The organism is Winogradskyella damuponensis (genome assembly GCF_039538385.1).
Lineage (GTDB): Bacteria > Bacteroidota > Bacteroidia > Flavobacteriales > Flavobacteriaceae > Winogradskyella > Winogradskyella damuponensis.
Window position 1 is genome coordinate 1 of sequence record NZ_BAABCB010000019.1, and the last position, 16049, is coordinate 16049.

Sequence of the window (16049 nt, forward strand, 5' to 3'; positions counted from 1 at the left end):
GAATTATTCTAGTACTCTAAATGATTTATTCTCTTGTTTGAAAATAGCCGTTTCCAACTATATTCTTACGCTGTCAATTCAATATGTTAATGAACTTTTCTTTACTTTTACTTAACATTGTTTCGCTAAGCGGGTGCAAATATAAAACCCTTTTTTCATTCTCACAAACTTAATTTGAAAAAATATTATTTATTTTTTCAAAGTTAAATTTATCTGGAAATGAACGTCTGAAACTTGACTTGTTGTCTTTGTTTCGGGGTGCAAATATAAAACCCTTTTTCATTCCCACAACACCTTTTTCCTTTTTATTTTAATCTTTTTTTAATTGCCTTGAAACCACTATTTTAGAATCTCTCTTTTTTTGGTTTTATATAATAAGGAGTCTAGTAACCTTTAAACTCTTATAAAGAAACTCTACTATTAACAACTCTTATAACTATAACACATACATGAAGTAACCATATAAACAGCTGTCTTTATTAAGCACCTTATTAGATTAGACTATATAAGTAGGACTTATACATAATAATTCTCATATTATATAATTAAAAGTAAGTAAGTAAGTAAGTAAGTAAGTAAGAGTGGTACTAAACATACTTCTATTAATTAAAAAAAACGTCTTAGTCTTTTACAGAAAGAAATCCCATACTAATCCAAAACGAATAATGAAATCTCTATAGGGTTGATTCGGAGCCGAAAAATAATCGTATCCAGTAAATGAAGAATTAAAGTGTTCTGCTTTTAAGAAAATACGGGTTTGTCTCACTTTAGCATTAATAAAAAAGTCTAGCCTTGGAAAACCACCTAACTCAGTATTATTTTGAGTATAAAATTCTGCCAATAAAGGATCATAACCATTCATATTATAAGCTGTAAAGTAATTTAGAGTTATACCTGTCTGAAGCGTCATTGACTTTTTGAATAACTGATTGGTATAATACAAGGTGTTTCGAGTTATAAAATCTGGCACATTTAAAACATTATCATCACTAACTACGTTTTGATACATTATTGTATTATCTAATGCAAAATTGCCGACTTTAAATTCCTTCTGAAGTTTTAACCTTAAATATTGAAGTGGCTTATTATATTGCTTTGGTCTAATAACATTAACTTGATCTATTGTTTCCTCTAAATTAAAATAGGTGTAATTATCTATATTGGATATATCGAAATAAGCATTAAACAACTTTTGTGATTCTAAACTAAACTTTATCTGTTGTGTATTTACATTTTTGAAGTCATCAAAATTATACCAGTTATAATTGATATAGTCACTTTGATATAATAAATAGTTATAATTGGCAAGTCTAGAGTTAATTGTAATACCTCCAGACAGTGCTATATCTTCATTTAACTTCAAACTAATTGTTCCATCCAAAAAACTACCGACAAATGTGTCTGATAAATTTAAATTTCCACGCCCCGAAAGATTAAACCCTTTGTAAGCTTTTGAATATGTTCCTTCTATTCCTATAAAATTGGACACAATTCTATTAGGTATTGATTGCTGATTTGGAAATAACACAACACTATTATAACCATAATTAATATCTGTATAGTTTAATGCAAATCCAACTTGACCTAATGTATTATTAGAATAGCTTAGCCCAAGTGAAGTTCTAAAGTCTTCTAATGTTACTCTGTCATTAATACTATTAGAAAAAACATCTCCAAAGAAATCCGTCACTGCCACATCTTGGCTAAACTGAAAGAATTTGTCTTCAAAAGAAACTTTATTAATTAGCGAAAGTCTATTGTTACTTAAAGAATCCTTCTCTTTTGTAATTTTATAAGAGTGCTCAAAATAAAAACGCTTCCCTTCAAGCACGTTCTCTGCGTTCTCAAAATTAGGATCAAACACAGACCTGTCCAAAAACTCTTCATTACCTGAGGCAAAATTCTCAAGGTCCTCAGTTTTAATTCCACCATTTTCTTGATTTAGTAAATCTTGCATTACTATATATCCTTTGGCAGTATACCTTTTGTCTTTTGTGTTGTACTTTGAATTAAAACGAAAATTACCTGAACTGGTTAACGAATTTTGATACTTTCCTAACGATCTTAATCCTTTATATGCTAATGAAAAATTAAACTGCTTAGATAGATTAACTGTAAAAAAAGCATCTAAGAGCTGTCCTTGTTCAAAAGCTGTTTTATAGGTTAGGCGTGTCCAAGGTGTTGGAACTTCAAAAAATCTAATATCTTCATGTTCTAGATAGTTAAAATGCCTGGCTCTTGCTCCAAAACTAGGTTTGGTTTTATTTTCTGAAGCATCGAAACTAAGTGTATTATATGTTTGACCAATATTAGCAAAGGGCATTAAGCCAAAATTATCTTTCTGCAAGTAATTAAATTTGTAATCTTTTTTAATTGCTAACGTGGTATCAATGGGTATTGAATCTAGCTCATAATTAAATTGCAAATACATATCTACAGTAGCTACTTCCTTAAAACCTTTAGAACGGTTTGTTACGGTAGAATCCTTACCAAAATTACCCTGCGTATTTTGAGTCGTCTTTTCTTTAAGCTTAACCTGTGCTCCAAGACTAGTTACAAAAAGAAAAAAAACAAGTATGTAATAATATTTAATTTGCATTTAAGACTGTATCATTTTCAAACAAAGTAAATCATATTTTATTGTTTACAAATATAAAATTATACTTTACTTAACATAAAAAAGGCAGCACTGATTATTTGCCTTTAAAACAAATTGGTTGTTCTTTAAAAAGAAATGTATAAAATGTTCAATTATTAACTTCAGAGATATGATTTACATATATGAAACTGATGTACTATTTAAGATAATTATTTCACTAAATCTTAGAACAAATCAGTTACTATTTCTAAATTCCAATCTGCCACAAATATCTTAAACATTAATTTAACTCCTTGAATAATATTTTAAATTTCGTACTTGCTTTTAAAGGTCGTACAAATTTATATTTAGTATAAGAATCTTTATCTTCTTTAATTAATTACAGAATATGATTAGTATCGTTTCAACAATACCGATATTAAACTTACCATATCTATAATTTAAAACTAAACTATGGTTGGGTACAACAACATTTCCGTTATTAAAAAATTAAAAAACCAGAGAATATCAATTCTCTGGTTTTTTATAATTGAAACCTTAAACTGTGTAAACAACAGTTAGCACAGTTTTTTCTTTCTACATTTTTATTAATTTTTGAGTAAACACACCTGTTTCTGAAAACACCATAAGGTGATATATTCCTTTAGAAATTTGAGAAACATTAATCTGAGGTGTATTAGAATTAGACTCAAAATTACCTTCTAAAGCTACTCTTCCAATATTATCAATAATTTTATAATTTTTAAACTGACTTGTTGTACGACTTTTAATTGTAACTATATCATTAGCAGGATTTGGGTAAATCACAATATCAGTTTTAAGTGCATCTTGTTCTTCAACACTTAAATCTGTTAAGATACCTCCTGTTATTACAAGACTGTAATTTTGTGAGCCACCAGATAAAGTACCTTTATGAGTAATGGTTGCTGTATAAACGTCATTACTGATAGGATTATCTACTTTTATTTTTTCAAAATTATCAACATCATTTGTAGAATTTCTTGTTGCACCAGTAGAAGGACTAATAGGACTTAACTTCCAAGGAAAGTAATCTGTACCATCCATAGTTAATTTTACATCTAAATCGTTAACTAACTGAGCGGTTCTATTATTTTCATCATTATTTATAACTGTACCAACTGGTTCTGTCCAAGAAATTGAAACCTTCAACGGCTCATCACCTGTTGCCAATATATTGAAAGTTTTAGTTTCTGTATTGTTTATACTTGACTCCTCTATATGAGAATTAACTCCGTTATTAGTTATAGTTTCTACTGCTTTCTCTCCATTAGCCAAGCCCCATCCAAACCTATAATCTGGTCCAGGTGAAGATCCAGCTTCGTCAGCTGTGTGTAACAATAAACCTTTTGCTGTCGCAGCTAACATAAACTCTGAATTTACATCGTTATAATGCTGTTGCAATAATAACAATAGTCCTGTAATTGTAGGAGCAGACATTGATGTTCCTGAACTAAGACCATAGGCCGTATTACTTGTTTCAACAGTAGATCTTACATCTACACCTTGAGAAGAGATATCTGGTTTAATTCTACCATCATCTGTTGGCCCCCAATTACTAAATGTAGACATTATAACATCACTAGGACGTGTGTAATTAAGCACTTCTTGAACAGCTGCTGATGTAATTGAATTCTTTGAAGTAGAAAAACCGGTTAACAAATCGTATCCACCTTGCGAAGGATTATACAACACATAATCATCCCTATCATTACCTGCTGACACCACTGGTAAGTAATAAGGGTTGTTACTTGTTATTAAATCTAAATTAAACGAACTATTAATATAAGCACCAAATGCAGATACCGATAAGTTCTCTGCAGACAAACCATAAGAATGATTAGACACTAAAAGTCCTTCAGCGGCCTGTGTTGCCATTTCTTGTGAATCATTAGCACTATTAGCTACCAAAGCACTAGCTTCATAAGCGATACCTCTACCAAGGTTTCCAATAAAGTTCTCCCCAGAACTGATTATTGTTCCAGTAACGTGCGTAGCATGAAAAGTACTTGGACCACCACCATCAATGACAGTTAATCTCCCAACCAAATCAAGATGAAATGGAAGCGGATATCCATTTTGTGCTTCCCATACACCTGCAACCATGTTCTGCCCAGCTAAATCTAAGCCCAAAGAACCGCCTTGATATAACCTATCTACTTTCATAGTTATTGCAGCATGATTATTAGTAGGAACAATATACAAAAGCTCACCTTCTGGAGTTACATCCACCAAAGCATTTTCATCGATTTTAGCACGCTCTTCTGAACTAAGTGATTCTAAATATGCCTTAACGCGACGTTTTTGTTTTTGATATTCTAAACCTAGATATTCTATAACAGCATTTGTTTTTTCTTTATCATATTTAGAAGTGATTTTTGCAAATTCTTGCGAAGTTTGAGATGTACATATTGCTGAAATTAATGCAACAGCTACATAGAGATAATTTTTTTTCATTTTTTTTTTTTTTGAAGAATACTCTTTTAAACTAGGAAATACAAAGAGTAACGTACAAATATATGTTTAATTATTTATTATATAAAAATAAAGCTGTTAACAAATTTATAATAACGCCATAATATTTTAAACATAATTAAACAACAAAATAATTATATTAAAGCTGACTTAAAGATTAAATCAAACTAAAAACTACACTCAACGTAAACAAATTAAAAGAATTTTAAATATTACAGTTAATTGTAATATTTAAAAATACTCATAAAAAAAGCCCGCTAAAAGCGGGCTTTTTAATATTTAATTAATAATACAACTTACTCAGCAGCTGTCATTACTAAATCTACAGTAAAATCTGTTGTAAATACTCCTTGAGTTAAACTAATGATAAATACATCATTACAACTATCATAAGTACCAGTTCCACCATCTGGAGAAAGAGGATCATCTGAGATAAGATCTACAGTTAAATCATCATTAACAATGATAAATCCTGGATAAGGATATTGCCCATTTAAGCTATCATCTCCTGTAGCCCAACCAACAAAGTTTGGTCCCCAAGTAGACGCTAATGAATATTGGTTAGGTCCAACTAGAGTAAAATCTACCGTATGAGAAGGAGCCGCACCACCAAGAGCTGATACATCAACATTATAGCTATCAGCAATAACAATAGGACAAGGTGTAGAAACTCTATAAGTTGTGATACTCTCATCATCAACACCTATAGTTACCCCATTTACATCTACTGCAGTTAAAACTACATCAAAAACAACAAGATCAGTTAAATCTGCTACATTTTCAAAATGTAAATCAATACTCTTTACTCTAGTATTACCATTAGCTCCAGAAGGATCAGGTGTAAAAGTTAAAGTATCGTCAGTTGTTAAAATAGAAGTATAATCACCTTCTACTGCCTGAATTGTATAAGACACATTTAAGCCATCTTTATACACAGGAACACGTAGGCTAACAGGTAATGATAATGTTTCCGTAGCAGCAGAGATAGTCGTTCCTGCATTAGGAGTTGCAAACTCTACCCATCCTGTTGTAGGATCATCAGTCGTGAAATTTTCAGAAAAATCATCGTCTCCACAACTGAATGCAAAAACAAGAAGTAATATTGGTAATAATTTTATTATTTTTTTCATAAGATACGTTTTTTATAAATTATTATTCTACTACAGTAAAATCAGTTGATTCTGAAGCTCCAAAGTTGCCACTACCAGATGCATAAGACACTACCGATTGTGCAGCACAATATAAATTGTACGTTCCTGTATTAGTACCATCGAATAGACCATCAGAGTAAGCATCATAGATTGTAAACGTATAATCACCACCTGATAAAGAGATGTTAGAAACATACTCTGTACCTGCAGTTTGATCTTCGTATGGACCACCTGAAGCTACTACTTCTCCTGTAGAATCTTTAATATCCCAAGTTGTTTCAGACGCATAGTTGTCTGCTACAATACTAAGTTTAAATTCTCCACAAACAAATGTGCTAATATCATATTCTTTCAAAAGGTTAAAAGATATTGGAGGAAATGCACTACCACCTCCAGTAACTTCTAAAGCTACAGTTAATACATAAGGTGTAAAGTCCTCTAAACCATCATAGTTAAAAGTTACATCTAAAGTACCTTCATATGAATCAGCTGGTATTGTAGCAGTTCCTATTGAATAGTCACTAGCTTCTAAACCTTGTGTATCAACCACGGTTACATCAAAAGTTCGCGATTCTGAACTTGTAGTTGTAGAAATAATAGAAACTGTTGACGTTATACCACCTTCTGGTATACTTAAATCAACAACAGCTTCTGAAAATCCTACAGCTGTAGTTCCATCAAATAAGATTGGCTCTGTTTCTTCACAAGAAACGATAAGCAAACAAATGAGGAATAATTTGAATAAATTTTTCATAATAATATTTTGTTTTTTTTTGATTAATAACCTGGTGCTTGTTGTTCTCTAATAACAGGATTACCATTAAGCTCACCTTGAGGTATTGGTAAAATAAACTCCTTAGAAGATGCTGGCAAGCTACATGGAGCTGCACCATCACAATCACCTAAATCTTCTGATCTCTCAATACCTTTACTAGTTATCGCTCTAACTCTCTTGATATCGGTATATCTATGACCTTCAAAAGCTAATTCTAATCTTCTTTCGGTAATAATACCTTCTATAGCCTCAAGTAAAGAATCATACTCCACATCATCTACCGCTACAGTATGTCTAGCAGCACGAACAGCATTTACATCATCAGCAGCAAGATCGAATTGAGTTGTTTTAGCATATGCCTCTGCTCTAATTAAATAGATTTCAGAGATTCTCATAGCTTTAAAATCATTGATTGCTTGCGTATCTGCATTGATAGGATATTTACCAATAACTAATACCTCCTCATCTATATCACTAACTGGATCTAAAATAACTGTTTTTCTAATATCATTATCGTCATATAAACTATACAACTCGTTAGATATCTCGAATTTAGGCCCTTGACCAGAGAAATTCCAAAGGAAATTAATCGCATAGTCAAATCCTTGAACATTATCATAGTTAAAAACAACTTCTGTTTTATCAGCATCTTCATTGAACATTCCATAATACTGACTAACGTCTGCTAATGGATAATCTGCAATTAATGAATTACATAAATTAATTGCACCAAGATTATCACCAGTTTCTAAAGCCATTCTAGCTCTTAAAAAAGTCACAAAATCAGGTGTTGCAAAATTGATATCATTTGTACCAGCTGGGAATAAAGCTAAAGCTTGATCCAAATCTTCGTTAATTCTAGTTACAACATCTCCCACAGTATCCCTACCAGGTGTAGCATCTGAAGATACATAATCAACGTAAGGTACTCCTAAAGCTGAATCATCTGTAAGATCTAAACCATAGTATAATAATAATTCATAATGCGCTAATGCTCTAAATGCATACGTTTGCGCTAATATATTATTATATGTATCTAATTCATCAGCACTTGGCGTAATAGTACTTGCTGAAACTAAAAGTCTATTCATATCGTTAATATTAGAATAACGACTAAACCATAGCACCGCATTACCATTAATAGCAGCTGAACCAGGATTCAAAACTTGATTATGATAAGGTACCTCTTGCCCCCCATTATCAACTCCTAATTGCGTATTATCTGTAAAAAGGGAATTGAATCCAATGATATAATTATAGTTATAATTACCAATAACAGCATTAAGTCCATACTGAAGGTCTGTAACTGTATTGTAAGCCGTTTCTTCTACTAAAGAATCAACGGGATATCTGTCTAACTGATCACTACAACTCACAAAGGCTGTTGTGATAACTAAAGTTAATATTGCTAAATGTTTTTTCATATTTTTTTTTTTTAAAACGTTATATCAAATCCTAAACTATAAGTTCTAGCTACAGGATATTCGAAAAATGTTGAAGCTGTTGTACCTTCTGGATCGAATCCTTGGAATTTAGTCCAAGTAAACAAGTTAGTACCTTGAACAAAAATACGAACACCAGTAAACATTTTTGTTTTCTCTAATACTTCGCTAGCAACATTGTAAGATAAAGATATGTTTCTTAATCTTAAGAAAGATGCATCTTCTAAGTTTCTGTCACCTCTAATTGCACGTACACCACCGTAAGATAAAGCTGGCACATCTGTAATTTGTCCTGGTGTAGTCCAAGCGTTTAGCATTGATGTAGATTGGTTTAAGTTTCCACCTAAACTAGAATCTTCAATAAGAGCTAAAGAACCATTATTTTTCCAACGATCTGCTTGGAAAGCAAATAATGTATTTAACGCAAATCCTTTATAGCTAATATCTGCACCGAAACCACCTGTGTAAGTAGGATCGAAGTTTTTATCTAAATAAACCGCGTTGTTATCAAAATCATACTCATTAGTTAAATCACCATTTGCATCTAAATATAAAGGCTCACCATTAGCTGGGTTAACACCAGCCCATCTTACCATATACCAAGTATTAGCTGAATAACCTTCTGCAATTCTTAAGGTATTACCAGTAAATTCACCTGGTAAAGATTCTACAACGTTTTTATTGTAGTTAGCATTAGCATTTACAGTAATAGACCAGTTATTAGTTGATGATTTTCTTAATATATCATAAGAAATTTGTAAATCAACACCTTTGTTACTCATATCTGCAACGTTTGTTGTAACAGAAGCAGATCCTGTACCTGCAGTAGATAACAATTTATTTGCAAATAAATCTGTAGTTAAATTACTATAGTAATCTAATTCACCCGATAATCTCTTTTGCCAGAATCCAAAACTTAAACCAACATTAAACTGGTTTGAAGTTTCCCATTTAATAGCTGGGTCAATTAAAGTACCTAATGCATAAGAGTTTGTTAACTGGTAACCACTACCGGCACCTACAGTTTGTAAACCAATATATCTTCCACCAACATTTTGGTTACCTACAACACCATAACTAGCACGCAGTTTTAAAACTGACAACCAATCAACATCTTGCATAAAGCTTTCGTTATCTATATTCCATCTACCAGCAACAGACCAGAAAATACCATCTCTGTTTTCAACAAAACGAGAAGTAGCATCATTTCTAATAGAAGCAGAAAAACCAAAACGATTATCATAATCTAAATCAAGTGTTGCGAATACAGAAGCTAAAGCTAATTCTGACTCACTTGAACCAACAACAGGTATATAATTATACTCATCATTATTTGCTCCTTCAGTCGTTGCACCATCAGAAAAACCAGAACCAGAACCAGGCAAAGCAGGATTTAACCCATAAGCTTGGAAACTACCTACTTGCGTATTAGAGTAGTTATATTCAGCAAAAACAGCCGCATTTAAGTTTAACTTTTCAGTAATATTATTATCATAACGTACAAATGCATTTGTTATGAAATTAGCATCTCTATAAAAACTTTCAAATTGCGTTCCTTTTTCTAAAGAAGCATCTGAAGGTGTTCTAAAACTTCTAATACTTCCTGGAGGGTTTATAAATAAACGTGCTCTATTCGTGTAGTCAAGACCAAAAGAAGTACCAACTGTTAAGTTTTTAGCAAAGTTGTAATCAGCAGCAATTCTACCAACAACCTTAATCTCAGATTCTTCATCTGTACCTAAAGCAGCTGTATTCATCGCAATGAAAGGTGTGTTTCTAAAACCATCAACTCCTGCATAATTTATTGAACCATCTGCTAAATAAGCATCTGACCCACCATTAGCAGCAGGACCTGTACCCCAAATATTAATTGAACCATCTGGATTGTATGGAGATAAATAAGGTAAAGCTCCATAAGGCACAAGGAATGGGTTATCTAAATCACCACCAGTATTTGAATCTCTAAGTGCATCTACAACGAAACTACTTACAGAGTAGTTAGCTGTTAAACTTGTAGAGAAATTTAATTTATTATCTGCAGAATTTGCATTAAAGTTATTTCTAAAAGAAAAACGTTGTAAATCACTACCTAACGTTGTACCTTCTTGCTTGAAATATTGAAGAGACGTAAAAGACGTAGCATTTTCACCACCAGTCGTTACTGTAACCTCATGAGATTCAGTTTTACCTTGACGTAATAAAATATCAGACCAATTAGTATCTGCTTGTCTTGCCATAGCAGCAATTTGCTCATCTGATAAACCATCACCTAACTGTGTTCCTGGTAATAAATCTCTTTGATAAGTTAAATACTGAGTTGTATTCATTACAGAAAACTTTGGACTTGGTAATTCAGAAATACCATATAAAGATCTGTATTTCACCTGAACACCAGAACCTTTCTTACCAGTCTTAGTTGTAATAAGGATTACACCACCAGCACCTCTGTTACCATAAATAGCAGTTGCTGCAGCATCTTTCAATACAGACATAGTAGCAATATCATTCTGATTTATACTACGGAAGTTATCTTGATCAACTGGCACACCATCAATAATAAATAATGGCTCAGTATCACCGTTAAGTGAGTTTCTACCACGAATAATAATTGTAGCACTTTGTCCAGGTTGACCAGAACCAGTACTTACATTTACACCTGCAGCTTGACCTTGTAACATCTGATCCACAGATGTAATTGGCACTTGCTCTATAGATTCAGCATCTACTGTAGATAAAGATGAAGATATCTTAGCACTATTTGTAGCACCTTTATACCCTGTAACAACTACTTCATCAAGAGTACTAGCATCTTCTAAAGAAACATCATAAGTACTACCAGCACCTATTCTAATTTCTCCAGGTGTCATACCCACGTAAGAAATTACTAAAACATCTCCTTGATTGACCTTAATAGTAAATTTACCATCAAAATCTGTTTGTTGACCTCTAGAGGTCCCTTTTACAATTACACTTGCACCAGGGAGAGGTAAACCATCCGAAGCTGTTGTAACTGTACCTGTGACAGTTTTCTCTTGTGCAAAAGAAAATTGCATCACGAACGCCATAAAAAGCGTTAATAACCATGTTAACTTTAATTTCATAAAACAATTATTTGAGTTAGTCTAGTTGCAAACATCCTAATTAAATATTAAATAAGCAAGTGTTTTTGCTAAAAAAATGTTAATACTTTTGCGATTTCGTCAACATATCGCATAAATCATTTTCCTAATGTTTTAAACATTTAACTCAACACTTAGATGCAAAAAATGCAAAAGGGTTGCGTTAAAATTTTAACTTTGTTCAAAATTTAACATTTTGTCTTTAAAAATTCAGTTTTCTACATATAACTTAGAGTGTGGTACAGACGAAGCAGGAAGAGGTTGTTTAGCAGGACCTGTTACTGCTGCCGCTGTCATTTTACCTTCTTCTTTTAAAAACATTTTACTCAATGACTCTAAACAACTTTCTAAAAAAAATAGAACACTATTAAAACCCATTATTGAAACAGAAGCTACAGCATTTGCATTTCAACATATATTTGAAACAGAAATTGACAGTATCAACATACTAAATGCATCCATAAAAGCAATGCATGGTGCTATTTCTCAATTAAAAATTGCTCCAGAGTATATTATTGTAGATGGCAATAAATTTAAACCTTACGAATCCATTCCACATTCAACAATTGTAAAAGGAGATAGTAAATATTTAAGTATTGCTGCCGCATCGGTATTAGCCAAAACCTATAGAGATGCGTATATGGAAAAAATTCACGAAGAATTTCCTATGTACAATTGGAAACAAAACAAAGGCTACCCAACAAAAGAGCATAGAGTTGCTATTAAAAAATACGGTATTACCAAATACCATAGAAAATCATTTAGATTATTACCAGAGCAATACAAATTGAACATATAACTTTTTATATTTGTAATCTAAATATTCTATCTTAATGAAGCGACTTGGTTTTTTATTGATTTTGTTAACCTTAGTATTGGCTTGCCAAAAAAACTACGACAAAACCAAACAACCTTATAAATTCATTCCTAATGAAACAAATGTCATTATTCAAATTAATGAACTTAGTGATTTTATTAGTAGTATAGACAACAATGAGATCCTCTCTAACATATACACAACAGAATTACAAAGTGCTTCACAAATTCTAAAAACTCTAAATACCACAAAACAGGTATATATTTCCCTTAATGACTCAAACTATTTAATTCTTACCGAAAACGACAGTACCTTATTTGTTATAGATTCTATTTCTAATCATATTTCGGAAACTTTAGCAGACCTAAAAATTGAAAAGACACAATTAAACGACTCTGTTATTTATCATAAGATTATAGGTAACACTTTTGCTGGCTCAAATAGTTTAGAACTTTTAAAAACCCTAAATTCTGAAAACGAAAACACCAAGCTCAGTAAATTAATTGAAACTACAGACAAAAAATCGGTAGCTTCTATCCTATTTAAATCAAAAACACCAAATTATTCTAAATTGTTATTTTTAGAAGATTTGAATAAAGACAATTCTAACTTTACAATTTTAGATATTGGCTATACGGATAAAGGCTTAAATTACAATGGCATTTTAACCTCCAAAGACTCTAGTACCAACTATCTTGATGGTTTTAAAAATACCATTCCACAAAAAATTAACACCCCTTCTATTGCGCCACACAGTACGAATTCTTTGATTAGTGTTTCCTATAATGATTTTTCAGTTTTTAACGACAATAACAACCAATTAAAAGATAGCACAGCAACAGTAGCTTCTGAAACATTCTTAAATTTCACCAACGAGATTGCTTTAATAGAGGATGCTCTAATCCTTCATTCACTTGATACAAATTTAATTTTAGAAGCTATTGAAGATAAATCTAATATAGAATCGTTTAGAGATATTGACATATATGAATTTACCAATCCTAACTTCTTCCAATCTAATCTAAAGCCTTTTATCAGTTTTGAAAATGCCAATTACTTTTCAGTCTTTGATAATTTTATAGTTTTTACCAATTCTACAGAGACCTTAAAATCAATTCTAACTGACGCGCTAAACAACAACACATTAGCAAATTCGGATGCTTTTCAAAGTATTAATGACGATTTAAGTGACGAAGCTTCATTATTTGTCTTTAAAAATTCTGATGGCCTATCCGAAATTTTAGGTAAAACAATGAAAGGTTACAATGCCAATGCGGTTCAGTTTGTTCGTGAAGATAACTACACGCACATCAACGGAGTCATTCAAAAATTTAAAAAGAAAGCAGCTTCAAACTCTGTAACAGAAACATTTACATCCTCACTTGATGCCACCATTTTAACACCGCCTCAAGTCGTTAAAAATCACATATCCAAATCTCATGACATTGTAGTACAAGACATTAATAATGTTCTTTACCTTATTTCTAGTTCTGGCAATATTCTTTGGAAAAAACAATTACAGGGCAAAGTTTTAGGGCAAGTTGAGCAAATAGATATGTACAAAAACGGCAGACTACAGTTGGCTTTTGCAACACCAAACCGATTATATGTTTTAGACAGAAATGGCAAAGACGTATCTCCTTTTCCGTTAAAATTTAATGACGCTATTACACAACCACTTTCGGTGTTTGATTACGACAAAAAGAAGGATTATAGGCTATTAGTTACCCAAGGTAAAAACTTACTAATGTACAATGCCAAAGGACAATCCATCAGTGGTTTTAACTACAAAACCAATGATTCTAATATTAACTCACAACCAAAACATTTTAGAATAGGAACTAAGGATTATATTGTCTTTGGAGCTGGCGAAAACCTTCAAGTTTTAAACCGACAAGGTAAAGTTAGAATTAACGTGAAAGATAAAATTCGTTTTTCAAATAACGAAATCTATCTATATCAAAATAAATTTACAACAACCAATACGCTTGGAGAACTCGTACAGGTTGACACAAGAGGAAGATTAACCAAAAAAAACCTCAACCTTACAGACAATCATAAAATTACAACTACAAGTAAAACTTTGGTTTCGCTAAGAGAAAATCGATTAATTATTAAATCACGAACACTAGATTTAGATTACGGCGAATATACTGAGCCGAGAATTTTTTATCTAAACGACAAAATTTACGTTACCACAACAGATTTACAATCCAAAAAAGTTTACCTCTTTGATAGCCAAGCCAAATCAATTCCAAATTTCCCTGTTTTTGGCACCTCAAGTGCTACTTTAGAAAAATTGGATGGAGAACGCGGTTTAGAGCTCATTACTCAAAGTGACGACAAAACAATTGTAGTTTACAAATTACACTAAAATCCACTCTTTTTTTATATAAAAACCGCTTCTATTTTGAAGCCTTATATTATTTAAAATTAAGATAACTATTTACTCATGATAAAAAGACATAAAGCCTCTCTAAAAAGTTGTATAATCCACAAAGTTGGAAACAAATTTAATGGTACAAAAAATGCATTTTCAGATGCTATTGTGCATTTTGATGAAGCCACTTATAATTTAATGTTGCCTTATCTTTTAAAACCATTTGTTAGTGTTGCAGAAAGCTATCGTTTTCATCACCATAGTGATGTTGGCCTCAATGAAATAAACACTTACAGCGAACAACTATTTAAAGACGATGTCGATTTTGTAGACATCTCTAAACATATTGTCAGTCATCTATATGAGCAAAGTAACTCTGCTCAAATTAAGACAGGCGATGTACTTATTTGTCATTTCGAAAATGTACAATATGAAGACTATTTTACAGATGCAATTGGCATCTTCAAAATTGAAAATAAAACTGAATTTTTTCAGACCTATTTAGAGGATAATAACTACGATATTTTAGTTCAAAAAGGCATTCAAGCTAAAAAGGTTGATAAAGGATGCTTAATCTTAAATACTTCCGACATGGAAGGTAAAATTGTGTTTAGCGTAGACAACAATACTTATGACACACAATACTGGATCAAAAGCTTCCTAAATATCAAGTACCCAGACGATAGCAACCAGCACACTAAAAATTGCATAGAACTTTGTAGAGAGTTTTCTAAAGAAGTATTGCAACCTAATTTTGGCGGACAAGAACAAACTAATTTTTTAGCTAAAACCGTTGATTTTTTCAAAGAAAATGAAATTGTAAATATTGACACTTTTAAAGAAGAGGTATTTGATGAAGAAGACAAGATTCAACTCTTTGAAGATTATAAAAAAACTTATGAATCTGACAATAAAGTTCTCATTAGAAACCAGTTTGACGTCTCTGAAATCGCGCTAAAAAAACAAAAACAAAAGATTAAAACAGAAATAAAACTAGACACTAACATCCAAATAAAACTTGATGTTGATGCTCCAGATGCTTCTGCAGAGTATTTAGAACGTGGTTATGATGAAGAAAAGAAAATGCATTTTTACAAGGTGTTTTTTAACGACGAAACATAAAAATTGATATGAGTACTAAATTTAACCCTCTTTATTTTGTTTGTATCATATCCATAAAAAGACAGCTAAATGTATTAAAGGGTTTAAAGTAGTCCTGAAAAAACATTGAATATTCTATCTACAAAAAGCAACTAAGATTGTTAATTGTATT

The 16049-nt window shown here is 31.7% G+C and carries 9 protein-coding genes; 3 read left to right on the forward strand and 6 right to left on the reverse strand.

Annotated elements, in window-relative coordinates; all coding sequences use genetic code 11:
• Positions 1 to 628: 628 nt before the first annotated feature.
• The 6 genes from ABD730_RS10975 to ABD730_RS11000 form a co-directional block, all read right to left on the reverse strand.
• On the reverse strand, positions 629 to 2599 hold the full coding sequence (locus tag ABD730_RS10975; protein ID WP_344714560.1) for a putative porin: 1971 nt from the start codon (positions 2597 to 2599) through the stop codon (positions 629 to 631).
• Positions 2600 to 3175: 576 nt separating this feature from the next.
• A complete protein-coding gene (locus ABD730_RS10980) occupies positions 3176 to 5074 on the reverse strand; it encodes a S8 family serine peptidase (protein ID WP_344714562.1) in 1899 nt (632 codons plus the stop codon).
• Between the two features lie 314 nt (positions 5075 to 5388).
• Entirely contained in the window at positions 5389 to 6222 is an 834-nt protein-coding gene (locus ABD730_RS10985; RefSeq protein WP_344714565.1) for a hypothetical protein, read from the reverse strand.
• Positions 6223 to 6244: 22 nt separating this feature from the next.
• Complete coding sequence (locus ABD730_RS10990) at positions 6245 to 6997, reverse strand: hypothetical protein (protein ID WP_344714567.1); 753 nt, start codon at positions 6995 to 6997, stop codon at positions 6245 to 6247.
• 23 nt (positions 6998 to 7020) lie between these two features.
• Complete coding sequence (locus tag ABD730_RS10995) at positions 7021 to 8442, reverse strand: RagB/SusD family nutrient uptake outer membrane protein (protein ID WP_344714569.1); 1422 nt, start codon at positions 8440 to 8442, stop codon at positions 7021 to 7023.
• 11 nt (positions 8443 to 8453) lie between these two features.
• Positions 8454 to 11561, reverse strand: coding sequence for a SusC/RagA family TonB-linked outer membrane protein (locus tag ABD730_RS11000; RefSeq protein WP_344714571.1), 3108 nt, complete (start codon positions 11559 to 11561; stop codon positions 8454 to 8456).
• 214 nt (positions 11562 to 11775) lie between these two features.
• On the opposite strand from ABD730_RS11000, the gene ABD730_RS11005 reads away from it, so the two are divergent.
• From ABD730_RS11005 to ABD730_RS11015, 3 genes are all read left to right on the forward strand, one after another.
• Positions 11776 to 12378 carry a ribonuclease HII gene (locus ABD730_RS11005; RefSeq protein ID WP_344714573.1) on the forward strand — a complete coding sequence of 201 codons (603 nt, stop codon included), beginning with the start codon at positions 11776 to 11778 and terminating at the stop codon, positions 12376 to 12378.
• Positions 12379 to 12412: 34 nt separating this feature from the next.
• Entirely contained in the window at positions 12413 to 14770 is a 2358-nt protein-coding gene (locus ABD730_RS11010; RefSeq protein WP_344714575.1) for a ribonuclease HII, read from the forward strand.
• Between the two features lie 78 nt (positions 14771 to 14848).
• Positions 14849 to 15898, forward strand: coding sequence for a nucleoid-associated protein (locus ABD730_RS11015; protein ID WP_334470761.1), 1050 nt, complete (start codon positions 14849 to 14851; stop codon positions 15896 to 15898).
• Positions 15899 to 16049: the final 151 nt, after the last annotated feature.